Annotated in this window: 24 protein-coding genes; 9 read left to right on the forward strand and 15 right to left on the reverse strand. The window is 67.7% G+C overall.

Annotated elements, in window-relative coordinates; all coding sequences use genetic code 11:
- Positions 1 to 45 precede the first annotated feature (45 nt).
- From fsa to DRB17_RS03890, 3 genes are read left to right on the forward strand one after another with little or no spacing between them, the layout of a single operon-like run.
- A complete protein-coding gene (gene fsa / locus DRB17_RS03880; RefSeq protein ID WP_114580875.1) occupies positions 46 to 732 on the forward strand; it encodes a fructose-6-phosphate aldolase in 687 nt (228 codons plus the stop codon).
- On the forward strand, positions 729 to 1,475 hold the full coding sequence (locus DRB17_RS03885) for a DUF484 family protein (RefSeq protein ID WP_114580876.1): 747 nt from the start codon (positions 729 to 731) through the stop codon (positions 1,473 to 1,475). Before fsa ends, DRB17_RS03885 begins: the two co-directional genes overlap by 4 nt.
- Positions 1,454 to 2,413 (forward strand): tyrosine recombinase XerC, encoded by a 960-nt coding sequence (locus DRB17_RS03890; protein WP_114580877.1) that lies wholly within the window; start codon positions 1,454 to 1,456, stop codon positions 2,411 to 2,413. The genes DRB17_RS03885 and DRB17_RS03890 overlap by 22 nt, the downstream gene beginning before the upstream one ends.
- Here the strand turns inward: DRB17_RS03890 and DRB17_RS03895 are convergent.
- From DRB17_RS03895 to DRB17_RS03960, 14 genes are all read right to left on the reverse strand, one after another.
- On the reverse strand, positions 2,410 to 3,591 hold the full coding sequence (locus tag DRB17_RS03895) for an MFS transporter (RefSeq protein ID WP_114580878.1): 1,182 nt from the start codon (positions 3,589 to 3,591) through the stop codon (positions 2,410 to 2,412). The genes DRB17_RS03890 and DRB17_RS03895 overlap by 4 nt on opposite strands.
- A 26-nt stretch (positions 3,592 to 3,617) precedes the next feature.
- Positions 3,618 to 3,896 carry a PGPGW domain-containing protein gene (locus DRB17_RS03900; protein WP_114580879.1) on the reverse strand — a complete coding sequence of 93 codons (279 nt, stop codon included), beginning with the start codon at positions 3,894 to 3,896 and terminating at the stop codon, positions 3,618 to 3,620.
- A 73-nt stretch (positions 3,897 to 3,969) separates the two neighbouring features.
- Positions 3,970 to 5,367, reverse strand: coding sequence for a dihydrolipoyl dehydrogenase (lpdA, locus tag DRB17_RS03905; RefSeq protein WP_114580880.1), 1,398 nt, complete (start codon positions 5,365 to 5,367; stop codon positions 3,970 to 3,972).
- A 128-nt stretch (positions 5,368 to 5,495) separates the two neighbouring features.
- Complete coding sequence (locus DRB17_RS03910) at positions 5,496 to 6,884, reverse strand: CUAEP/CCAEP-tail radical SAM (seleno)protein (protein ID WP_114580881.1); 1,389 nt, start codon at positions 6,882 to 6,884, stop codon at positions 5,496 to 5,498.
- 90 nt (positions 6,885 to 6,974) lie between these two features.
- Complete coding sequence (locus DRB17_RS03915; RefSeq protein WP_114580882.1) at positions 6,975 to 7,709, reverse strand: phosphoadenylyl-sulfate reductase; 735 nt, start codon at positions 7,707 to 7,709, stop codon at positions 6,975 to 6,977.
- A gap of 13 nt (positions 7,710 to 7,722) precedes the next feature.
- The gene (locus DRB17_RS03920; protein ID WP_114580883.1) at positions 7,723 to 8,223 is read right to left on the reverse strand and encodes a DUF934 domain-containing protein; all 501 of its coding nucleotides are present in this window, start codon (positions 8,221 to 8,223) and stop codon (positions 7,723 to 7,725) included.
- Complete coding sequence (locus DRB17_RS03925; protein WP_114580884.1) at positions 8,210 to 9,868, reverse strand: nitrite/sulfite reductase; 1,659 nt, start codon at positions 9,866 to 9,868, stop codon at positions 8,210 to 8,212. Before DRB17_RS03925 ends, DRB17_RS03920 begins: the two co-directional genes overlap by 14 nt.
- Before the next feature lie 7 nt (positions 9,869 to 9,875).
- Entirely contained in the window at positions 9,876 to 10,181 is a 306-nt protein-coding gene (locus tag DRB17_RS03930; protein ID WP_114580885.1) for a DUF2849 domain-containing protein, read from the reverse strand.
- 26 nt (positions 10,182 to 10,207) lie between these two features.
- The gene (gene cysG, locus DRB17_RS03935) at positions 10,208 to 11,623 is read right to left on the reverse strand and encodes a siroheme synthase CysG (protein WP_114580886.1); all 1,416 of its coding nucleotides are present in this window, start codon (positions 11,621 to 11,623) and stop codon (positions 10,208 to 10,210) included.
- A 313-nt stretch (positions 11,624 to 11,936) separates the two neighbouring features.
- Positions 11,937 to 12,926 carry a cyclodeaminase gene (locus DRB17_RS03940; RefSeq protein WP_114580887.1) on the reverse strand — a complete coding sequence of 330 codons (990 nt, stop codon included), beginning with the start codon at positions 12,924 to 12,926 and terminating at the stop codon, positions 11,937 to 11,939.
- Positions 12,927 to 12,961: 35 nt separating this feature from the next.
- Positions 12,962 to 13,954 (reverse strand): hydroxyectoine utilization dehydratase EutB, encoded by a 993-nt coding sequence (gene eutB, locus DRB17_RS03945; RefSeq protein WP_114580888.1) that lies wholly within the window; start codon positions 13,952 to 13,954, stop codon positions 12,962 to 12,964.
- A gap of 112 nt (positions 13,955 to 14,066) precedes the next feature.
- Positions 14,067 to 14,891 (reverse strand): aldo/keto reductase, encoded by an 825-nt coding sequence (locus DRB17_RS03950; RefSeq protein WP_114580889.1) that lies wholly within the window; start codon positions 14,889 to 14,891, stop codon positions 14,067 to 14,069.
- Between the two features lie 96 nt (positions 14,892 to 14,987).
- The gene (mdoH, locus tag DRB17_RS03955) at positions 14,988 to 16,823 is read right to left on the reverse strand and encodes a glucans biosynthesis glucosyltransferase MdoH (RefSeq protein WP_114580890.1); all 1,836 of its coding nucleotides are present in this window, start codon (positions 16,821 to 16,823) and stop codon (positions 14,988 to 14,990) included.
- A gap of 123 nt (positions 16,824 to 16,946) precedes the next feature.
- The gene (locus tag DRB17_RS03960; RefSeq protein WP_114580891.1) at positions 16,947 to 17,861 is read right to left on the reverse strand and encodes a LysR family transcriptional regulator; all 915 of its coding nucleotides are present in this window, start codon (positions 17,859 to 17,861) and stop codon (positions 16,947 to 16,949) included.
- 174 nt (positions 17,862 to 18,035) lie between these two features.
- Here DRB17_RS03960 and DRB17_RS03965 point away from each other — a divergent pair, with 174 nt between their 5' ends.
- Entirely contained in the window at positions 18,036 to 18,809 is a 774-nt protein-coding gene (locus tag DRB17_RS03965; protein WP_114580892.1) for an enoyl-CoA hydratase-related protein, read from the forward strand.
- 32 nt (positions 18,810 to 18,841) lie between these two features.
- Here DRB17_RS03965 and hisI read toward each other — a convergent pair whose 3' ends face one another.
- Positions 18,842 to 19,225, reverse strand: a complete 384-nt coding sequence (gene hisI, locus DRB17_RS03970; RefSeq protein WP_114580893.1) for a phosphoribosyl-AMP cyclohydrolase — start codon at positions 19,223 to 19,225, stop codon at positions 18,842 to 18,844.
- Positions 19,226 to 19,404: 179 nt separating this feature from the next.
- On the opposite strand from hisI, the gene clpX reads away from it, so the two are divergent.
- The 5 genes from clpX (at position 19,405) to DRB17_RS03995 (ending at position 23,240) form a co-directional block, all read left to right on the forward strand.
- Complete coding sequence (clpX, locus tag DRB17_RS03975) at positions 19,405 to 20,664, forward strand: ATP-dependent Clp protease ATP-binding subunit ClpX (protein WP_114580894.1); 1,260 nt, start codon at positions 19,405 to 19,407, stop codon at positions 20,662 to 20,664.
- Between the two features lie 62 nt (positions 20,665 to 20,726).
- Positions 20,727 to 22,118, forward strand: a complete 1,392-nt coding sequence (locus tag DRB17_RS03980) for a hypothetical protein (RefSeq protein ID WP_114580895.1) — start codon at positions 20,727 to 20,729, stop codon at positions 22,116 to 22,118.
- 67 nt (positions 22,119 to 22,185) lie between these two features.
- Positions 22,186 to 22,488 carry a helix-hairpin-helix domain-containing protein gene (locus tag DRB17_RS03985; protein WP_114580896.1) on the forward strand — a complete coding sequence of 101 codons (303 nt, stop codon included), beginning with the start codon at positions 22,186 to 22,188 and terminating at the stop codon, positions 22,486 to 22,488.
- Between the two features lie 30 nt (positions 22,489 to 22,518).
- Positions 22,519 to 22,728: a hypothetical protein gene (locus DRB17_RS03990; protein ID WP_114580897.1), complete on the forward strand. Its 210-nt coding sequence runs from the start codon at positions 22,519 to 22,521 to the stop codon at positions 22,726 to 22,728.
- Positions 22,729 to 22,835: 107 nt separating this feature from the next.
- Positions 22,836 to 23,240 carry a DUF309 domain-containing protein gene (locus DRB17_RS03995; protein WP_206607774.1) on the forward strand — a complete coding sequence of 135 codons (405 nt, stop codon included), beginning with the start codon at positions 22,836 to 22,838 and terminating at the stop codon, positions 23,238 to 23,240.
- Positions 23,241 to 23,257 lie beyond the last annotated feature (17 nt).

The raw sequence follows: 23,257 nt of genomic DNA on the forward strand, positions 1-23,257 counted from the left end.
CGGATGTGACGCGGCGACATGTGACAAGGAAGGCCCCGAACCGCCATGAAATTCTTCATCGATACCGCGGATATCGCCGAGATCCGCGACCTGGCCGCCACGGGCCTGGTCGACGGCGTCACCACCAACCCCTCCCTGGTGTCGAAGACCGGCCGCGACTTCTTCGAGGTTCTGGCCGAGATCTGCGACATTGTCCCCGGGCCGGTCAGCGCCGAGGTCACGGCCACCGACCACGAGACCATCGTGCAGGAGGGCCGCGTGCTTTCCAAGGTGGCCGACAACATCGTCGTGAAGACGCCGCTCACCCCGGACGGGCTGAAGGCGTGCAAGGCGCTCAGCGACGAGGGCATTCCGATCAACGTCACCCTCTGCTTCTCGGCCGCGCAGGCGATCCTCGCCGCCAAGGCCGGGGCCACCTACATCTCGCCGTTCGTCGGCCGACTCGACGATATTGGCAACGACGGCATGGCGTTGATCGCCGAGATCGCCGAGATTTACAACGCCCAGCCGCATATCGAGACCGAGATTCTTGTAGCCTCGGTGCGCCATTCCGTGCATGTGGTGGAAGCGGCCAAGATGGGCGCGCACGTCGCCACGCTGCCGCCCAAGGTGCTGCGGCAGATGTTCAAACACCCATTGACCGACAAGGGCCTGGCGGATTTCCTTGCCGATTGGGAGAAGACGGGTCAGACGATCCTCAACCGTAAACAGCCAGGACAGGCAGCGGAATGACGCGTAACCGGCACGATGCCGCACCCGACGATCCGGGCAAGCGGGGCGACAACGCCGCGACGGGCGCTTTGAGCGACGCCGCCGTCGCCGACTATTTGCGCCGTCACCCCGATTTCCTCGCCCGGCACTCGGACCTGCTGGACGTGCTGGAAGCACCGGCCCGCGACCGGGGCGAGGGCGTCGTCGATCTGCAGCAGTTCATGCTCGACCGCCTGCGCGGCGAGCTGGCGAAGCTGCGGGAAAGCCGCGACGACCTGATCTACACCGGCCGCGCCAACATGGCTTCGCAGGCCCGCGTGCACGAGGCCACGCTGGCAATCCTGGCGGCGCGCAGCTTCGAACACCTGATCGAGACGGTCACCACCGACCTTTCCATCATCCTGGACCTCGACGCCGTCACTATCTGCGTGGAACAGGGCGACGAAGGGCCCACCCCGACCCGTATCCGCGGCGTTCACCAGCTTGAATCCGGTGCCGTCCATGCGGTCCTGGGACCGGGCCGCACTCACGCGTTCCTGGCCGACATCCACGGCGAGCCGACGCTGTTCGGGGCCGCCGCCGGCCTCATCCGCTCGGCCGCGCTGCTGCGCCTGGACATCTCCAGCGCGACGCCGCCGGCGCTGCTGACGCTGGGCTCGCGGCAGCCGGACCACTTCGACCCCAGCCAGGGCAGCGAGTTGCTGCAATTCCTGGCGCGCGCCCTCGAACTCACCATCCGGCAATGGCTGGAGCTTCCGGACTAGCGCTCACCGCCCCGGCGCGGGACGACCTGCAACAGGCCTATGCCGACTGGCAGGCGTGGCTGGCGAACGAGAAGCAGGCCTCGGCGCACACCCGCAATGCCTATGCCCGCGACCTGAACGCTTTCCTCGCCTTCGTCTCGGACCACCTGGGCGACGCACCGGGCCTGCGCGACCTGGAGACTTTGAGCGTGGCGGACATCCGGGCGTGGCTGGCCGCGCGCGCGGCGCAGGGCTTGCAGCGCAGTTCCACGGCGCGGGCCATGTCGACGGTGCGGAACTTCTTCACTTGGCTGGCGCGTCAGGGGCGGGCGGAGAACCCGGCGGTCAAAGCGGTGAAGATGCCGCGCCTGCCCCGCCACGTTCCCAAGGCGCTTTCCGAATCGGAGACCCGCAAGGTGCTGGACGCCGTCGAGGAACTGGCCAGCGCGCCGTGGGTGGCCAAGCGCGACGTGGCGGTGATGCTGCTGCTCTACGGGTGCGGCCTACGCGTCGGCGAGGCGCTGAGCCTGACGCGGCGCGAGGCGCCGAAGCCGGAAGACGAGATCCTGGTGGTCACCGGCAAGGGCAACAAGCAGCGCCGCGTCCCGCTGCTGCCGATCGTCGGGCAGGCGGCGCAGGCCTATATCGCCGACTGCCCGCACATACTGCCGGCCGAGGAGCCCCTGTTCCGAGGCACGCGCGGCGGCCCCCTCTCCGCCCGCCGGATGCAGGAGCGCCTGCAGCAGATCCGCGGCTTGCTGGGCCTATCCGATTCGGCGACGCCGCACGCCCTGCGCCATTCCTTCGCCACGCACCTGCTGTCCGCCGGCGGCGATCTGCGCGCCATACAGGAACTTCTCGGCCACGCCTCCCTCGCCACCACGCAGCGCTATACGGCAGTGGACACGAGCGGGCTGAGCCGGGTGTACGAAAAGGCCCACCCAAGGGCGAAGAGCTAACGCCCCACCCGCGCCAGGACGACCGGCCCCAGGAACGCGACAATACCCATCGAGGCAAAGCACAGGCCCCAGGCCAGCAGGCTGCTCTCCCCGCCCGAGAAGTCGAGCACCGCGCCCGCCGTCAGCGGACCCAGCGTGCCGGCTGCGAAGCCCAGAAGGGTGTGGAGCGCCATCGTCGCCCCGCGCCGCTCCGGATCGGAAGCGGCGACCGCGCCGGCGGTCAGCGCGCCCGAATCGGCCATGACGGTGACGCCGTAGATCGCGAAGGCCGCCAGCATCCAGCCGACCGGCCAGGCGGCGGTGAAGCCCAGTCCAAGCGCCATCGCGGCGGAAACCGCCATGACGATGGCGACCGCGCGCCGCCGGCCGAAGGCGACGGCCGCCTCGTTGCCCAGGATGCTGGCGGGCGTGCCGAGCAGCAGGATGACGGTTGCGACCCGTGTCGGGTTCAACCCGTTGCCCGCGCCTTGCGTCACCAGCGCGAAGGTCAGGAACGCCACCAGCCAGGTGCGAAAGGCGAAGAGCTCCCAGACGTGCGCGGAATACGCCAGGACATAGGCCATGGCCGGGCGGTTCTTCAGCACCGGGCGCAGGTCGAGGACTGCACCTTCCGGCCGCTCCTCCGGTCGGCCCATCGGGCGTAGGCCGAAGGCGACGAGCGCGACCGCCGCGAGGTGCCCCGCGGCCGAGACACCATAGGCCCATTGCCAGTCCAGCATCCCGGCCACCTCCCCCGCGACCAGGACGGACAGGCTGGTGCCGATGCCGAAATGCGCGGTGTACCACGCAATTGCGCGGCTCTGCCGGGTGCCCTCGACCCGGTCGGACAGGATGCGCGCGCCCACCATGTAGGTCCCGGCCAGACCGACACCGCCGAGGACACGGAACACCACCGCCGTCCAGAAGCCGGTGGCGAACAGCGCGAAACCCAGTGCCGCCAAGCCACCCAGGCATTGGGAGCCCAGGTAGATCAGGCGCGCGTCCTCGCGGTCGGTCAGGCTGACCAGAACCGGCACGGCGGCGATGTAGCCGGCGAAATAGGCGCCGGAAACGAACCCCGCGGCGCTGTTCGACAAACCCCAGGCGTCGACGAACTCGGGAATGAGGGCCGGGAACGTGGCGGTGGAGAGCATGCCCAGAACCTGGGCGGCGCAGAGAAGGGCAGTCAGTGCGATCATGGCACGGATGTTATGGCAGGTCCGGCTCAGCGCCGTCGCCCGCCGCCTCCCTCCTCGGGGTCGCGACCGGTGACGCGGCGGTAGAGATCCCGCGCCTTCGATTCGCCCTGGTTCAGCTTCTCCGCGGCCTTCGGGAAGCGCCGCTCCATCTCCGCCCGCTGGCGGCGCACCCAGGGCTGCTCGAAGGACAGCAGATAGAGGCCCACCGCCAGGAACAAAATGCCCTGCAGCAGGGGCAGCGCCAGCCCCAACACGCCCAGCACCACGAACACCCAGCCGAGGATCAGCAGGATCGTGTGACGCATGCCCTCCTCCGCCGGTTAGCCTCGAATATCGCTTCTCCGCTGGGGGAAGTTGCTGCGAAGCGGCTGAAAGGGGTCACGAATGAATCGGCTTCCCGGTCACCGCCATCGCCGCTTCCTTGACCGCCTCGTTCAGCGTCGGATGGCCGTGGAAGGCACGGGCGACATCCTCGGAGGTGGCCTGGAACTCCATAGCCATGACGAGTTCGTGAATGGTGTTACCTGCCTCTGCGGCCATGATGTGGGCGCCGAGCACGCGATCCGTGGTCTTTTCGGCCAGGATCTTGACGAAGCCTTCGGTGAAGCCGTTGGCCCGCGCGCGGGAGTTCGCGGCCATGTAGAACTTGCCGACGTTGTACTCGACACCGGCCTCCTTCAGCTCGTCCTCGGACTTGCCGACATAGGCGATTTCCGGCCACGTGTAGACGATGCCCGGGCAGGTCGCGTAGTTCACCCGCGCCGCGTGCCCGGCCAGCAGATCGGCCAGGGCGTGGCCCTCTTCCTCCGCCTTGTGCGCCAGCATCGGACCCGGAATGACGTCGCCGATGGCATAGATGCCGTCAACGCTGGTCCTGAACGTGTCGTCGACCTTGATAAAGCCGCGCTTGTCCATCTCGACGCCAAGCTCCTTGGCACCCAGGCCGTCGGTGTAGGGGCGACGGCCGATGGCGACGAGGACGTTGTCCGCCTTGATCTCCTCGCTGTCGCCGCCCTGCGCCGGCTCCACGGTCAGGGTAACGTTGGACTTGGTCGTCTTGGCGCCAGTGACCTTCGTACCCAGGCGGAATTCGAAGCCCTGCTTCTTCAGGAAGCGCTGGAAGTTCTTGCCGAACTCGCTGTCCATGCCGGGCAGCAGGCGGTCGAGGAACTCCACCACGGTGACCTTGGCGCCCAGGCGGTGCCAGACCGCGCCCATCTCCAGGCCGATATAGCCGCCGCCGACGACCACCAGGTGCTTCGGCACCTTGTCCAGCGACAGCGCGCCAGTGGAGGAGACGATTCGCTGCTCGTCGATCTCCACGCCCGGCACCTCGGCATGGGTAGAGCCGGTGGCGATGACGATATGCTTGGCGGAGAGCTTGGTCTTGCCGTCGACCGTCACCTCGCCCTTGGCGGTGATCCTGCCCTCGCCCTTGATGTACTCGACCTTGTTCTTTTTGAAGAGGCCTTCGATCCCCTTGGTCAGGCTTTCCACCACCTGATCCTTGCGGGCAAGCATCTGCTTCAGATCGAGGCTGTACTTGTCGATCTTGACGCCGTGCTCGGCCAGCTCGTGCGCCGCTTCGGCATACTTCTCGCTGGACTGCAGCAGCGCCTTCGAGGGGATGCAGCCGACGTTCAGGCAGGTGCCGCCCAGCGCGCCGCGCTTCTCCACGCACGCGGTCTTCAGGCCAAGCTGTCCGGCGCGGATGGCGCAGACATAGCCGCCCGGCCCGCCGCCCACCACAACGACGTCGTACTGATTCTCGCTCATGAAGATTTCCCCTCGTTCGGCAGGTCCCGACCATGCCCGCGCGCCACGATTTTAGGGCACGCAACGGCGGAAGCGACCTTGCCGCAAAGCGAACGGCGGAACAAGGCCGGGCGCCACGTTAGGTTCGCTTACAGGCGCGCGAGCTGTTCCTCCGTCGGCTCGGCGCAGCAGTACCAGGGCTCGCTCATCGCCGGAACCGGGCGGGAGTCGGCCCGCGCGGGCGGTAGCGGTGGCGCGATCCGGCCGCAAGCCTCGTGCGCGATCTCCCAAACTTGCTGGAAGATGGCGCGGCGACCGGCGTTCTCGCGTTCGCCCGCCTGCACCGCGTCGCGCACGCGGACCTGCAGCGCGTCGGCGGAGGGGTCACCCGGCGCCCAAGCGTAGCTCAGCTTCTCCGAGTCGAAGTCGCCCAGATAGTCCGCCATCTCGTCCAGTTCCAGGATTCGGCTGCCCTGCGGGATCAGCAGGCGGATCGAGAGCTGCACCGGCGCCACGTTCTCGATCAGGTCGAGCTCCGCCAGCAGCGCCAGCAGGTCGCGAAAGCCCTCCGGCGTCGTCCAGGGGTGGAAGGGGATGAAGGTGGGCGAGAGGTTGAGGCCCGCATCGCGCGCAGCGGCCACGACCTCGACGAAATCCGCCCGCGTATGCCCCTTGTCCAGCTTCGCCAGAACGTCATCATCCACGGACTCCACCGCCGTGGTGACGAAAAGACAGCCGGTTTCGCCAAGCCGCCGCAGCTTATCGCGGTGGTTGAGTAAATGCTCCACCTTGATGGTGGCGTCATAAGTGATTTCCGGGAACTCGGTGTGGAAATCCTCGACGACGCGCATGGCATGACCGGGGCCGTTCAGGAAGTCCGGGTCGCCGAACGTAATGTGCTGCGCCCCGGCCGCGACCTGCCGGCGGACGTCCTCCATCACGACATCGCGTCCGACAGCGAAGAAGCGGCCCTGATAGACTGGTACGACCGGGCAATGACGGCACAGGTGCTTGCAGCCGCGCGTCGCCTCGGTATAGCCGACGGTGCGGGTGGTACCGTCGCCCACGTGAAGCACGGCATAGCGGGAGAGATCCGGTAACCCTTGCCGTTGAGGCACCCGAAAGCGCTGCTTGTCGAGCCGCACGGCCGTTTCGTCACTGTAATCTCCTTCGCCCGTCAGACGGTCGTACAGCCGGACAAGCGCGGTCTCCACCTCGCCTGCCAGGATGGTGCCCGCGCCGAGGCCGCGCAGGTAGTCCGCGTTGACAGAGGCATAAAGGCCGTAGAAAGCGAGATGCGCATCCGGGTTCAGCGCCCGGACCTTCGGCAGCGCCGCCGCGGCCAGCCGCGTCGCCGTATGCATCGGCAGGTAGATCGCGATCAGCCCGGCCTCGCGCACCGCCTGCTCGTCCAGGCAGTCCACGGAAAGGTCGATGCAACGGACGTCCGCACCCGCATCCGCCAGCCAGCGCGCCGGACTGGCGACACCGAACGGCTGATGGCCCAACTCATAGGTAGAAATCAGGCAGACCTTCATATCGCCTCGTCCTTCGATCGCTCCATATCGGCGCCAGGATACGCGCCGTAAAGCAGCGGAGGAAGAGCGACGCGAAATTTGGCTGCTCCCTTAGATCGAAGAGCCCTCGTCGCCCTTCGCCCACCAGGCCTTGTGGATGCCGCACTCGGTCTTGCTGGTGCCGGCCCAGCGCCCGCTGCGCTCGCCTCCGCCCTCGACGGGACGGCGGGTGCAGGGCAGGCAGCCGATGGAGGGATAACCCTCGGCCACCAGGGGATGCTGTGGCAGGCCGCTCTCCGCCATGGCATGCTCAACGTCCTTGCGCGTCCAGGTGGCCAGCGGGTTCACCTTGATGTGCTCTCCCTCCAGCTCCAGCGACGGCAGGCCGCGCCGGCTGCCGGCCTGGTAGCGCTTGCGGCCCGTCACCCAGGCGTCGAAGCCTCCGAGCGCGCGCTTGAGCGGCAGCACCTTGCGCAGGTGACAGCAGTGGTCCGGCTTGCGCGCCCAAAGCCTTCCGTCCCGGTCCGCCTGCTCCAGATCGGCCGGCTCGGGCCGCACGGAGCGAACGTCACGCAGCCCCAATCGACCGCACAGGCGGTCCCGGTACATCAGCGTCTCGGGAAAGTGCTTGCCCGTTTCCAGGAAGATCACTGGAATTTCCGGGTCGACTTGGGAAACCAGATACAGCAGGACCGCGCTCTCAGCCCCGAATGACGAGACGACGGCGAGGCCGTTTCCCAGTTCCCGCCGGGCAACGGAAAGCAACTCGGCGCCCGTCAGACCTTCGGCACGCTCGCGCAGCAGATTCAGCCGCTGTGACGGATCAAGCCGGTGTCCCCCATCCATCGCAAACGGCCCCTTACTCCGCCGCCAGCCTGTGATGGCGCAGCGAGGTCACTGGCGCGCGGGCATCGCTGGCGGGCTGATAGGCGACACTGATCCGGTTGAGCGCGTCGCCCCAGGCGTTTGCCGTCGCCTCGTCCACCTCGAAGGCGTCGAAGCCACAGCGGACCATGAACAGCGCCTGGTCCCGCTTCACCTGCCCGACAGCCCGCAACTCGCCCTTGAAATGGTAGCGCTGCCGCAACAACCGGGCCGAGGTGAAGGGCCGGCCGTCCGAGAACTTCGGAAATTCCAATGCCACCAGATCAAAGCGGTCCAGGTCGTCCGCGATCTCGGTCGGGAACTGGTCGCTCTTCAGGCGGATGCCGAGCGGCGCGTTGCGCCCGCGCAGGCTCTCGCCGTGTTCCCGCCACAGCTCCAACGGCACGATGGCGGGCGCCTCGGCCGGCAGATCGTCAAGCGTATCGGCCGCGATCCAGGGATCGTCCACAACGGCTTCGTGCTTAAGCAGCGGCATAGATCTTCTCCCTGAACGGCTCGACGCCGACGCGCCGATAGGTCTGCAAGAACGTCTCGCCGTCGCGGCGCAGGCCGACATAGGTCTCGACGATCTGCTCCACGGCATCGACGACCTGGTCGTAGCCGAAGCCACGCCCGACGATCTCGCCCAAAGCCGCGTTCTCGTCGCCGCTGCCGCCGACGGTGATCTGATAAAACTCCTGGCCCTTCTTATCGACGCCCAGGATACCGATGTGGCCGACGTGATGATGGCCGCAGGCGTTGATACAGCCGGACATCTTGATCTTCAGCTCGCCCAGGTCGTGCTGGCGATCCAGGTCGGCGAAGCGCTCCTGGATCCGCTGGGCGACGGGGATCGAGCGGGCGTTGGCCAGATTGCAGTAGTCCAGGCCGGGACAGCAGATGATATCGCTGATCAGACCCAGGTTGGCGGTCGCGAGGCCGGCGGCCCGCAATTCCTTCCACAGCGCGTAGAGGTCTTCCTGCCGCACGTCGGGCAGCAGGATGTTCTGCTCGTGCGTCACCCGGATCTCGCCGAAACCGAAGCGCTCCGAAAGGTCGGCGACGGCGTCCATTTGGTCGGCCGAGATGTCGCCCGGCGTGCCCAGGTGCGGCTTCAGGGAGATATTGGCGATGGCGTAGCCGGGCTGCTTGTGCCGGTCGACATTGGTCTTCGCCCATTCCGCGAAAGCCGGGTCGCTCAGCTTGTACGCAACGTAGGCGGGCGGGTCGTCCGGCAGATCCGCATAGGGCGGCGGCGCGAAGTAGGCGCGGATACGCTCCACCTCCTCGTCCGGCACCTCATAGGCGCCGTCCTGACGCATCAGCGCCCATTCCTCCTCGACCATGCGGGCGAATTCGCCGGCGCCAAGCTGGTTGACGATGATCTTGATGCGCGCCTTCCAGATGTTGTCGCGCCGGCCGTGCAGGTTATAGACGCGCAGGATCGCCTCAAGGTAGCTCAGCAGGTGGCGCTTGGGCAGGAAGTCGCGGATCACCGAAGCCAGGATCGGCGTCCGGCCCAGACCGCCGCCGACCAGTACCTGGAAGCCGACCTCGCCCGCCTCGTTGCGCACGATGCGCAGGCCGATGTCGTGGATCGCCACCGCCGCGCGGTCATGCGGCGCGGCGGTCACGGCGATCTTGAACTTGCGCGGCAGGAACGAGAATTCAGGGTGCAGGGTGGACCACTGCCGGATGATCTCGCAGTAGACGCGCGGGTCCTCGATCTCGTCGGCCGCCACCCCGGCGTACTGGTCGGCGGTGGTATTGCGCACGTCGTTGCCCGAGGTCTGGATCGAGTGCATCTCCACATCGGCCAGCTCGTCCAGGATATCGGGAATATCCTTCAGGGCCGGCCAGTGGAACTGCATATTCGTCCGCGTGGTGAAGTGGCCATAGCCGCGGTCATAGGTGCGCGCCACGTGCGCCAGCTTGCGCAACTGCGCGGCCGAGAGCGTGCCGTAGGGAATGGCGATGCGCAGCATATAGGCGTGAAGCTGAAGATAGACGCCGTTGCGCAGGCGGATCGCCTTGAACTCCTCCTCGCTCAATTCGCCCGACAGGCGGCGCTGCACCTGCTCGCGGAACTGCTCCACGCGCTCGCGTACAAGCGTGGCGTCGAATTCGTCGTAGCGGTACATCGATTCCCTATCCTTCCAGTTCGGCCTGTTTGCCCAGGTCGAGGCGGGTGGTGGGGCCGAGGCTGCGGATCACTTCGCGGTTCCGCGTCGGCCAGGGGGTGCCGTCCTCGCCGATAGCGACGTCGATGAGGTAGGCGTCCAGCACGATGCTACGCGCGACATCGGCCTCCCCGCGTTCCAGCAGGGCCTGCTGTTCTTCCTTGTCCTCGCGCCAGTCGGCCTCGCGGACGTATTCGGACCAGCCGCCTCCGGGCGTCAGGTAGACGACGGTGCCGTCGCTCAACCGGTTGGCGGTCACGGATTTCGCGGGCATGTCCAGGTTCCTCCGGTTTCGCTCGCTCAGATCGCCAGGGCGCGCGCGGGCTCGGCGGCGGTCGCCGTGCCGGTGCCGGCGTAGGCAGCCACCTGCCCTACCACCAGAAGGGCCGGCGCGGAGATGCCGTGCGCGCGGATATCGGCTTCCAGTCGCTCCAGGCTCGTCGCCACGACCCGCTGCGTCGCCATGGTGCCGTTCTCGATCACGCTGGCCGGGGTGGACCCGGCAAGCCCGTGGTCGATCAAACGGCTGGCGATCCGCCCCGCCGTACGCACGCCCATATAGATCACCAGCGTCTGCCCGGGCGTCGCCAGCGCCGGCCAGTCCGGCTCGTCCGCGCCGTCGTGCGCGTGGCCCGTGGCGAAGGTGACCGCCTTGGCGTGATCGCGGTGCGTCAGGGGAATACCCGCCGCCGCCGCGCAGCCGGTCGCCGCCGTGATGCCCGGCACGATCTCGGTATGAACGCCGCGGGCGTGGAGGTACTCCATCTCCTCCCCACCCCGGCCAAAAATGAACGGATCGCCGCCCTTCAACCGCACAACGCGCTTCCCGGCCAGCGCGTGCTCGGCCAGGAGGGCGTTGATCTCCGCCTGCGTCGCGGCCTTCGCGCCGGGTGTCTTGCCGACATAGATACGCTCGGCGTCACGGCGGGCGTAATCCAGGATGCCGTCACCGATCAGGCGGTCGTGGACGATGACGTCGGCGCGCTGTAGGAACCGCATCGCCTTGAACGTCAGGAGGTCGGGATCTCCGGGTCCGGCCCCGACGATCGCAACCTCGCCACCCTCGTCGTCCTCCGCGTCATCGTCGTCGCGATTGACCAGCGAGAGCATGCGCTCGCGTGCCCGTGCCTCACGCCCGGCCAGAACGTCCTCGGCCACCGGGCTGTCGAAGAACCATTCCCAGAACCGCAAGCGCCGCCGCCCCGACGGCCGGCGCGCGGCGACCGCTCCCCGGAAACTCTCGGCGAAGCCGGCGAGACGGCCCAGGTTCGGGGGCAGCATCGCCTCCAGCCGCGCGCGGATGCGCCGGGCCAGCACCGGCGACGCCCCGGCGGAGGATATGCCGATGACGATGGGGTCCCGATCGACGATGGCCGGGGTGATGAAGGTGGAGGCCCAGGGCCGGTCGACGGCGTTGACGGGGATATTGGCGACCCGCGCCGTCTCCGCCACCGCCTCGTCGACGGCTTCGAGGCCGGTCGCGGCAATGACGCATGCGCAGTCGAGGACGTCGCCCGCCCGGAACTCGCGCTCGTCGTACGCAATCTCGCCGGCTTGCGCCAAGCCGCCCAGCTCATCGCACAGGCTGTGAGCCACGACAATGACCTTGGCGCGGGCCTTCAGCAGAAGGCGGACCTTGCGGGCCGCCGTCTCGCCGCCCCCGACGACAAGTACGCGCCGGCCCTGAAGGTCGAGGAAAGTGGGAAAGTACCGCATCGCTGACGCACCTCCTTTTGATCCGTTCAACCCGGAACCACGGAGGCGCATCCCCGTGGCGCTTTAGCGGTTGTGGCGCGGCCGCAAGCTGCCCGGTCAAATCCCGCGGGTCCGATAAAGAGCGCCCGGACCAAGCGCGCTTTCCTGTGTGGAATTTGATAAAACTACACTTATGACCGTAGAGTCAAGATAATTTACACTTTGAACGGAGATTTGCTTAGATATTGTACGAAAAATTTTTGTGAATTGCGGGCGCGCAACGCGCTCCCGCGGAAAAAGGCGGCGGTGCGTGTGATCGACGCTACGTTGAAGGTCAGGTTTCGACCGAGACCCCGTATCCCTTCGAGGTCGCCTTGCGATAAGCGACGGTAGCGATGGCGGTGTCCTGAACACCCGTCCCCGTCAGGTCGCACACGGTGATCTGCTCCGCCGAATCGCGGCCCACGGCCGAGCCCGAGGTCAGCTCGCCAAGCTCCGTCACAGCCACGTCCTCCGGCACGGTCCCGGTTTCGATAGCGGTCCGCAGTTCGCCCAGCTTGATGCATTGCTCGCGCTTGTCGACAATCAGGCGATCCGCCTTGGCCAGGGCCTTCGGGTCCAGCTCGTTCTTGCCGGCGGAATCCGAGCCCATCGCGGTGACATGGACGCCGGGCTCCAGCCACTCGGCCAGCAGCACGGGTTCGGTGGACGGGGTCGTGGTCACCACGACGTCGGCCGGCCCGACGACATCGGCACCGTGCGCGCGGGCCTGCACATCAATTCCCAGGCGCTCGCTCATCTCGGCGGCGTAGGCCTTCGCCTTCTCGCCGTCCCGGCCCCAGACCAGCACCTGCTCAATGGGGCGTACCAGCATCAACGCCTCGATCTGCAAGCGCGCCTGCAAGCCGGTGCCTAAAACGCCCGCCACCTTGGCATCCTCGCGCGCGCAGTGCCACGCGGCGACCGCGCCGGCCGCAGCCGTGCGAACATCCGTCAGATAGCCGTTGTCTAGCAGCACGGCGCGCACCTGCCCGGTATCCGCGTTGATCAGGTTCATCAGGCCGGACAGCGACGGCAGGCCCTTCTTCGGGTTGTCAAAGAATCCGGTGGAGACCTTGAGCGCGAAGCTGTCGAAGCCGGGGACGTAGGCGGTCTTCACGTCCATCTCGCCGTTCTTCTCCGGCATGTGCAGATGGACGATTGGCGGCATCACCACGCCGCCTTTGGCCAGGGCCGTAAAGGCATCAGCGACGGCGTCCACCGTCTCCTCATCCAGGCGCACGCAGTCGCGCAGCTCCCGCTCGTTCAGTATCGTGATGGCCATCGTTCCCGCTCCCCAGACTATCGTTCTCTTTTGCCCTAGTACGCGTCGCCCGCGACGACGCGGGTGAAGGTCGCCATGTCGACGTTGCAGCCGCTGACGACGGTGGCGATGGTGCCGCCGTCGCGGGGCTTCACCTTGCCCGAGAGCAGGGCACCAATGCCGACCGCCGAGGCGCCTTCCGCGACAAGCTGCTCGTGCCAGTAAAGGTGCGTCATGCCCGCGGCGATCTCGTCCTCGGACAGCAGGATGAAGTCGTCGCCCAGCGCGCGCACCAAGGGGAAGCTCCAGCGGTTGTCCAGGCCGATGCCGCCGCCCAGGCTGTCGGCCAGCGAAGACTGCTCTTCCACCTGCACCGGCTTGCCCGCGCGCAGGCTTTCGATCATCGCCGGCCCGCGCTCCATCGAGATGCCGATGACGCGGATGTTTGGATTCGCCGCCTTCGCCGCCACGGCAATGCCGGCCATCAGCCCGCCGCCGGAGAGCGGCACCAGCAGGGTATCGATGTCGGGCATGTCCTCCAGCAGTTCCAGCCCGGCCGTGCCCTGCCCGGCGATCACGTCCGGGTGGTCAAAGGTGTCGATGAGGGTCATGCCCTCCTCGCGCACCAGCCGGTGGGCTTCCTCGAAGGCCTCGTCCTGGCTCCTGCCGTGGATGATGGTCTCGGCGCCGTGCGCGCGGATGCCGGCCAGCTTGTTCTCCGGCACCAGCTCGGACAGCGTGATCTTCGCCGGAATGCCCAGGCGCCGCGCGGCCTCGGCCACGGCGCGCCCGTGATTACCGGTGGAGCAGGCGACCACGCCGGCCTCGCGCTCCGCCGGGGACAGGCGCAGCATGCGGTTGGTGGCGCCGCGCAGCTTGAACGAGCCCGTGTGCTGAAGGGAATCGAGCTTCAGCGCGACCTCGGCCCCCACACGCTCCTTCAGCCCCTTGGCCAGCACCGTCGGCGTACGCACCACATAGGGGGCGATCCGCCGGCGCGCGGCCATGATGTCCTGCAGATTGACGCCCGCATCGCTCGCCTTGCCCATGCCCCGCTCCATTGCCGTGATTCGGCGCGATGGAAGCCGAGCGCCTGTCTTCGGTCAAGCGGCGAAACGGCGAAGTTGCGATTTCAATGAGAGGAAAGGCCGGAAGGCACTTTTACGCCGCATCCCAGGCAGGCGCCCACGATGGGTCGATCATGCGCCTGTCGCCGGGCAGGCCCTCGATTCGGGCCAGGTCTTCCGCATCCAGCGCGAAGTCGAAGATGTCGAGGTTCGCCTTCGCGTGCTCAAGCTTCGCCGCCTTGGGGATGGCGGCGACGTTGGGCTGTTGAATCAGCCAGCGCAGCGTCACCTGCGCCGCCGATTTGCCATGTTTGGCGCCGATCTCCCGCAACGTCGGGTCCGAGGGCGCCTCGCCCTTGGCAAGCGGGCAATAGGCCGTGACGAACATGTCGTTGGCGCGGCAGTAGTCCAGCACTGGACGCTGCGAGAGGAAGGGGTGGTATTCCACCTGGTTGCAGACGATGTCGGCGCCGTTCTTCTGCCGCGCTTCGCGCAGGAGCGAGGTGTTGAAGTTGCTGACGCCTACATGGCGTGCCTTGCCCTCGCGTTGCAGGTCCTCCATCGCGCGCAGCGACTCCGACAGCGGCACCTCCGCGTTCGGCCAGTGGATCAGCAGCAGGTCGACGGCATCGAGGCCCAGGTCCTTGAGAGAGGCTTCGGCAGATGCCTTCAGGTCGCCGTAATGGAGCTGGTCGAACCAGACCTTGGTAGTGACGAAGACCTCGTCGCGCGGCACGCTTGCGGTGCGAATGCCCTCGCCGACCGCCGCCTCGTTGCCGTACATGCGCGCCGTATCGATGTGGCGATAGCCGAGGGCGATGGCCTCGCGCACCATGTCGCGGCAGGCCGCCCCGTCCATCTGCCAAGTGCCGAAGCCCAGCGCCGGAACGCGAACGCCATCAACATCGACCATCTGCATTGCCACACCTCTCTCGCCGCTTCGCCAGCGGTCATTGCGCCTCGAGGCCAGATGGTGAGGCCTCCAGTACGCGGCAATGCTTCCAGAAAACTGTCATTATTCGATGCGCGAACCGCGTGCCTCCGCCGGCAGCATCGGCCCGCCCGAGCTGGCATGGGCAGGCAGCGGCCGCAGCCGCTCGACCCGCCCGCCGTCGCGCTCCTCCGGGCTGGCGCACAAGCCCGCCCGTGCCAGGAGCCGCCCGGCGGCGGGATGGGAGGTCGCCCAGGTGAACGGCGCCGCCAGGACAAGCCCGATCAGTACCGGCGCCGCCCATGGCAGGATCGCCGGCGCATAAACCGTAAGAGCGACGCCCCCCGCGAGGCCAAGCGCCGTCTGCAGCCACAGGCCGCGAAGCGCGTCGCGGACCGGCACGAGATGGCCGTCACGCTGCTGCGCCTCCCAGCGCACCGTGCGGCCGAAGGCGAGGCCGCACACGAAAACGCTCTGCGCCACCATCATCGCCGGGGCGAACACGGCGGAGAACACGATCTCCGTGACCGCCCCCGACAGCACGCGCAGACCGCCGCCATAGCCGCGCCGCCGCTCGCCGTCGAACAGCGCGTGAAGATAGCCCAACAGCTTCGGCGCGAAGGTCATGCCCAGCATGGCGACCAACAGAGCGATGCCAGTGGCGGCCACCGGGGCATCCAGCGCCCCCGCCTCCACCAGCGTGCCGCCGAACGGTCCGCCGGTCATCGCCTGTCCCAGCCCCAGCAGCATGAACAGCAGCCAGAACGGCGCGCCGAGATACATCAGGATGGCGAGGCTAAGCTGTACCCGGCCAAGCAGGCGGAAGCCGCGCCGGCCGATCAGTTGCAGGTATTGCATGTTCCCCTGGCACCAGCGCAGGTCGCGCTGGACGAAGTCGGGAACGGTCGGCGGCATCTCCTCGAAGCTGCCGCCTTCCACCGGCAGCACGCGCACCTCGTAGCCGTGCGCGCGCATCAGCGCCGCCTCCACCTGGTCATGGCTCAGCACGTGACCGCCGAGCGGCGGCTTGCCGGGCAGCACGGGCAGCTTGCAGGCCTCGCGAAAGGGACGCAGGCGGACCGCCGCGTTGTGTCCCCAGTAAGGGCCGGAATCGCCCTGCCACCACGCCGCGCCCACGGTATGGGTCAGCATGCCGTGACGCATGCCGAACTGGAACACCCGCGCGAAGGCGCTATCGGCGGGCAGGCCCACGGCCAGCGACTGCAGGATGCCCAGGCGTGGGTTGCCGTCCATCACGCGCACCAGACGGTCGATGGCCTCGCCCGTCATCGCGCTGTCGGCGTCGAGGACGACCATGTACTCGAAGTCGTCGCCCCAGGTTTCCACGAAGTCCCAGAGATTGCCGGCCTTGAAGCCGGTATTGTCAGGACGGTGGCGATAATGCAGCCGCGCCGGTTGGCCATCGGCGTGGCGCCAGTCGGCGAAACGAGCCTCTTCGGCCGCCCGGATGGCCGGGTCGGTGCTGTCGGACAGCAGGAAGACCTCGCAGTCCTCGGACAGGCCGGCGGCATCGAGGGATGCGACGGCGCCGCGCAGGTGGCGGAAGACGCGCTCCACGTCCTCGTTGTAGATCGGCATGACGATGGCGACGCGGCCCTGGCGCCAAGGCACCGCGTTCGCGGCGAACGGGGCCACGCTCCGCAGCGGATCGCGCGCGAACAGCAGGATTCCGGTACCGATGGCGGAGTTCCAGAAGCCGATGACGACCATCGGTATCGACAAGGCGAAACAGGCCGTCAGCGCCCCCTCGCCCCAGTTCAGCCCGTCCACCGCCAGCAGGTGCAGCATGGTCACCGTGGCCGCCGTCCAGGTTCCCGACACCAGCAACGCGAACGCGGCGCGGCGCGCGGTCATACGGGCGCGCGTCGGTGTTTTCATGGTCGTCGAAACCGTGCTCATGCGGATGCCTCGTCCCGGCTCATCGGTGGACGGACGAAAATTAGGAGTCAATGCCGTGCTGCCAAGGGGCACCACCCAATTGACACATATGACAACGGAAATCGCGGCCCCGACCGGCAGCCGTCAGCCCCGCGCGGCCCGTCCCGTCTCACCGGACTTCGCTGGCCCTTCCATGGTATCGGCGAAGGGGCGCGCGATCTCTTCCAGCGTCGCGACCATCGCGTCGCGGACACCGGGCTCCAGCCAGGAGGCCATGTGTACGCCGACGGTCCGGCGCAGGCCAAGGTCGTCGATAAGAACGCATTCGACATCCCGCGCCAAGCTGCGCGGCGCGACAGTGACACCGACGCCCGCGCGAACAGCCTCAAGCGCGCGCTGATCCTGATCCGTGCGCAGGGTGGAGGCAACCCGCACGCCCCGTGCGTTCAGAATGTCGTTCGCTTCTCTTGCGCGCTCGCAATGCCGGCGCAGCACAAAGGGTTCGCCGGCCAGATCCGCCAGACGAATGCTGGATTCGCCGGCGAAACGGTGGGAGGGGGCGCAGAACAGCACCAGCGGATCCTGGAACAGCGGCACCCACTCGCCGCCATCCACCATGTCGGAAACCGTCAGCGCCGCGTCCACCCGCCCCCGCGACATCCATGACAGCAGCGTCATCGGATCGCCCTCGTCGAAGGACACGTCGGTGTTCGGGTTCGACTCCTTGAAACGCCGCAGAAAGTCCAGGATGAACGCCATCGGGAAGGTCGCGAGAACGCCCATGTTGACGAACGACCGCGCCAGCCCGCGCTGGAATTCGGCCTTCGCGCGCTCGCACTCCTGCATGATTCCCTGGGCGCGGCGATGGAACCTTCGCCCCAGGTCGGTCAGACGCACGCTGCCCCGCTGCCGCTCGATCAGCGCTCCGCCCAGTTCGGTTTCCAGCGCCGCGAGGCCGGCGGACAAGGCCGGCTGGGTCACGTTGAGACACCGCGCCGCCCCGGTGATGCTGCCGGCATCCACCACCGCCAGCAGATAGCGCAATTGCTGGAATTTCACGGGCCCGCTCCCTCTCTGGCCGCCTCACCCCAAGACGGCGCGCCCCGAAGTCGAAAACCGCGGACAGTAATTTTTCTTATACTGAATATCAAAATAATAAATTTTGGTTTTAAGGGCAAACCTCATAGGCTTCCCGACAAGCATCGGACACTAGCACACCATTGCACGGATGCCATGAACGAAGACCCCGTTCTGCTTTCCGGCCGAGGCGCGGTCCGCACCGTCACCTTGAACCGGCCGGCCGCACGGAACGCGCTGTCGCGCGAGGCGATCCACGGGCTGACGCGCATTCTCACCCAATGCGCGGACGACGACGAGGTAGCGGTCCTCGTGCTCACCGGCGGCCCCGAGGTGTTCGCCGCCGGCGCGGACGTGTCGGAGATGGCTGGCATGGACCAGCGCCAAGCGTTCATGTCGGACTTCACCGGCTGCTGCGATGCGCTGGGAACATTCCGCAAACCCGTCCTCGCCGCGGTGGAAGGGCATGCTCTTGGCGGCGGCTGCGAGCTGGTGGAGATGTGCGACATCGTCATCGCCTCCCGCACGGCACGCTTCGCCCACCCGGAAGTCAAGCTCGCCACCATGCCGGGCGCCGGCGGCACGCAGCGCCTGCCGCGTGCCATCGGCAAGCACAAGGCGATGGACATGCTGTTGACCGGCCGCGCCATGGAGGCGGAAGAGGCGGAGCGGGCCGGCCTCGTCAGCCGCCTGGTGCCGGAAGGCGAAGCCCTCGCAGCGGCCGAGGCCCTGGCGGGGGAGATGGCGGCGCTCTCCGCGCCTGTGCTGATGATGATCAAGGAAGCCGCAGGGTTCGGCGCAAGCGCCTCGCTTGGCGACGGCCTGAAACACGAGCGGCGGCTGTTCAACCTGACCTTCGGCCTGGACGACCGACGCGAGGGCATGGGCGCCTTCCTGGAGAAACGCCGGCCTGAATTCCGCAACCAATGAGCCGCCCCTTCGCACATCGGGGCGGCTTGAAGTCAGGCGATAGGTTCCGCGATCTCCTTGAACTCGCCGTCCCGCGCGGCGCGATAGAAGCAGCTTCGCCGGTTGGTGTGGCACGCCGGCCCGGTCTGGTCCACCAGCAGCAGCAGGGCGTCGCCGTCGCAATCCAGGCGAAGCTCGACCAGCGTCTGGACGTGGCCCGAGCTTTCGCCCTTGCGCCACAGGGCCTGGCGGGAGCGCGACCAGTACGTGACGCGGCCGGTGGTCAGCGTCTCGACGACGGACTGGCGGTTCATCCAGGCCAGCATCAGCACCTCGCCGGTGTCGTGCTGCTGCGCCACCGCCGCCACCAGCCCGTTCGCGTCGAAGGAAATCCGGTCCGCCAGCGATTCGGCGACGCGGGTGTCGGCAACCGCCATCGGGGGCCTCCTGTCAGTGTTGTGAAGAACTACCCCTTGGCTTCTACACACACGCCCTCATATCAGGAAGGGTTTGGGGCATCGGGGACGCAATCGACGTTTCCCACGCACGCGAGGGGTTGTGCGTGAGGCCCATCCCCGGCAGGCTTGTATCCAAGCAGACCAACACTCGAGGAGCCATGAGCAAGTCCGGCGACGGTCAGCAACAGACTTTGTATTGCTCGTTCTGCGGCAAGAGCCAGCACGAGGTGAAGAAGCTTATCGCCGGCCCGGCGGTCTTCGTGTGCAACGAATGCGTCGAGTTGTGCGCGGAGATCATCCAGGACGAGACCAAGCAGAGCCTTGCAAAAGCGGATGGCGGGGTGCCCAGTCCCCGTGAGATCGCCAAGGTGCTCGACGATTACGTGGTCGGGCAGGATCACGCAAAGCGCGTGCTCTCCGTCGCGGTCCACAACCATTACAAGCGGCTGAGCCACGCCGGCGGCGAGAACGACGTCGAGTTGTCGAAGTCGAACATCCTGCTGATCGGCCCCACCGGCTCCGGCAAGACGCTGCTGGCGCAAACGCTGGCCCGCATCCTGGACGTGCCCTTCGCGATCGCCGACGCGACGACCCTGACGGAGTCGGGTTATGTCGGTGACGACGTCGAGTCGATCATCCAGAAGCTGCTGCAGGCGTCCGACTACAACGTCGAGCGGGCGCAGCGCGGTATCATCTACGTCGACGAGATCGACAAGATCACCCGCAAGTCGGACAACCCGTCGACCACGCGCGACGTTTCCGGCGAGGGCGTGCAGCAGGCACTGCTGAAGATCATGGAGGGCACCGTCGCCTCCGTGCCGCCGCAGGGCGGGCGCAAGCATCCCCAGCAGGAATACCTGCACGTCGACACCACCAACATTCTGTTCGTCTGCGGCGGCGCCTTCGCCGGGCTGGAGCGTATCGTCTCCCAGCGCGGCCGGTCGTCGTCGATCGGCTTCGGCGCCGACGTGCGCGCGCCCGAGGAGCGGGAGGTGGGCCAACTCCTGCAGGACGTCGAGCCGGAAGACCTGCTGAAATTCGGCCTGATTCCCGAGTTCGTGGGCCGCGTTCCGGTGGTGGCGACGCTGCACGACCTCGATAAGGAAGCGCTGATCGACATCCTGACCAAGCCGAAGAACGCCCTGGTCAAGCAGTACCAGCGCCTGTTCGAGATGGAGGATGTCGACCTGGAGTTCACCGACGGCGCGCTGGAGGCCATCGCCGAGAAGGCTATCAAGCGCGGCGCCGGCGCCCGCGGCCTGCGCTCCATCATGGAAACGATCCTGCTGGAGCCGATGTTCGAGCTGCCCGGTTACGAGGACGTCGAGCAGGTCACCATCACGAAGGAAGTCGTGGACGTCGAGGGCGACCCCGCTTTCTCCTACCGCGAGAAGCACAAGAGCCAGGGTAACGGCTGAACGTGCGCCGCCCGCTCGATAACGGCGGCGGCACGGCACCCTGAACACCAGGTGTCCGTGCCATGCCGTTTGCCGCGGGCGTCTATGCCGTTCTCTATATCCTCACGCTTATCGATGCCCTGACCGCCTTCGGGCCTGCAAAGCCCGTGGCGGTCGCCGGGCTGGCCGTTTTCGTCGTGCTGGAGGCGCCGCGCATCAGGCCGATGCAGCGCTTCGCGGCCATGCTTCTCGGCTTCGGCGGACTCGCCGCCGCTTACTGGTCGGACGGTCCTGCCGGGCTGGGCGCGGCTGCCTACGACGGCTTCTACCGCGCCCTGCCCTTCATGGTGCTGTTCGCCGCGGTCATGAGCCTGCAGCGTCCGGCGGTCGCCAGCCCTTCCTTCCGGGCCATCGGGGAGAGCGTCGTGCGCCAACCGCCCGGACGGCGGTTCCTGATGCTTGCCTTTGCCGGTCACTACCTCGGCGCGGTCCTGAACCTGGCGGGATTGCAGCTTGTGACCTCGCTGCTCGATCCCAGCATGTCCAGGGGCTTGCGCGAGCGCCTGACCGTCGCGGTGCTGCGGGGGTTCAGCGTCGCCGTCGTCTGGTCGCCGTTCTTCGTCGGCATGGGCGTGATCCTCACCCTGGTCCCCGGCGTCTCCTGGCTTTCGGTGGCCCCCGCCGGCCTGCCGCTGGGCGCGGCGCTCATCCTGCTGGCCTGGGCCTTCGACCGCCTCACGAGGCGGCGCACGGCGGCCGGGGCGCACCCGCCTGTCGCGGCAGTCGGGGAAACCCCGGCGACTTCCACCCGGTGGCTTCGCCCGGCGCTGGGCGTAACCAGCATATTCCTGGCCTTGGCCGCGCCCGTCGTCGCGCTGAGCGAAGCGGCCGGCGTCTCCATCGTCATCGCCCTGGGCCTCATCGCCCCGCCGCTGGCGCTCGCCTGGCAGTGGCGCCTCGCCCGGACAGGCGCGACCCGGACCCGTCCCGCGAAGCTGCTGCACGAGATCCTGGCGCGGCTGCCCGACCTGCGTAACGAGGCCGCCCTGTTTCTGGGCGCGACGCTCTTCGGCGTCGGACTGTCGGCGGCCATCGATCCGGCGGCACTGGGCCGGCTGGCGCTTGCTGCCGAGTTGCCGGTGTGGGTAAAGGCGCCGGTCCTGGCCACGGCCGGCACGCTGGTGGCAGGCCTGGGTGTCCATCCGGTCGTACTCGCCATCGTCGTGGGTGCCGTGCTGACCCCGCAGGTCCTTGGCATGCCCGCCGCCGCCGTGGCACTGCTCCTGGCGGTCATCTGGGCGTTCGGAACCCAGATGTCGCCGTTCTCCGCGACCGTGATGCAGGTTTCCCGCCAACTGGACGTGCCGGTATTCCGGGTCGCGTGGGTCTGGAACGCGCCCTTCTGCCTGCCCGCCGCCGCTGTTGCCGGGCTGGTCGTCGCCGCGGCCAGCGCAATCGCCGGCGCGGCCGTGTGACGCCTGGACGTTGCGGCCGACGGCGCTTACGTGTCACACATATCGGTGTAGGCCGAGGAGACAGCCGATGTTCGTGCAACTCCTGCGCTGCTTGTGCAACTGCCTGCCGGGCCGCAAACCGTCGCGGGACCGGGATATGAGCGCCGCCGCGCCGCGCGAACGCACGCCCCGTGCCGGCGGCGGGATTCCTGAAGGACTGCAGTCCCTGTTGGATATTCCCGGCATCGGCCCGAAGACCGTGCAGTATCTCCACGAGGGCGGCTACGCCAGCTTGGCCGATATCCGTGCGGCAAGCGAGGAAGAGCTTGCCGCCGTGGAGGGCGTCGGCCCGCGCGCGGGCGCCGCACTCAAGAAGGCGCTGTCGCAGTAGCGCCAGCCAGTCAACAGCGGAGGCAAGGCGATGATGATGCCAGGGCCGCACGCGCCGATCCGGCGCAGCCAGGAAGTGCCGCAGCCCGAGCCGGAGCCGCCGCCCCCATCCCCTCTGGAGGTTCCGGAAGAGCCGCCGGGCGAAGCGCCCCCGGCGCCGCCGGTGGAGGAGCCGCCGGGGCCGGAAGAGAACCCCGAGGAGCCGCCGCCGGAAGAGCCGCCGGCCTACCGGAAGCGATGAGCGGACATCTCTCCAGGCCGCCGCGCTACCTGCCCGAAACACCGTTCCCGCCGTACGCGTACGTGCCAGGCCGACATCCGCATCCTGTACGCGACCCAGCGGGCCACATGTACGGCCAGGAAGACCTCCCACCGTACGCGGTGGAACCGACGCACTGGCGCGACTGCAAAGCGTTCCTGCACGGCGTCGACCTGTTCAATCACGGCTACTACTGGGAAGCGCACGAAGCCTGGGAAGGGTTGTGGCGCGCCTATCCGCCGGAAAGCAACGCCGCCCGCCTGCTCCAGGGCCTCATCAAGCTGGCCGCGGCCGGCGTCAAGGCGCGCGAGGGGCGCGCTCGGGGGGTATCCCGGCATGCGGCACGGGCCAGGGCACTGTTCGCCGGACTGCCCGAAGAGGCAAAATTATTCGGTGTGTCGCCCGACAAGCTGGCCACCGCTGCCGCTCGCCTGACCACGGAGCCGCCCGGTCCGGAGCTTGATGGCCTCAAGCTCGTATTGCGGCCGGAATAGAGCTGGTCGTGAAGCTG

Origin of the sequence: Ferruginivarius sediminum, from assembly GCF_003344765.1 — a bacterium.
Taxonomy (GTDB): domain Bacteria; phylum Pseudomonadota; class Alphaproteobacteria; order Kiloniellales; family Rhodovibrionaceae; genus Ferruginivarius; species Ferruginivarius sediminum.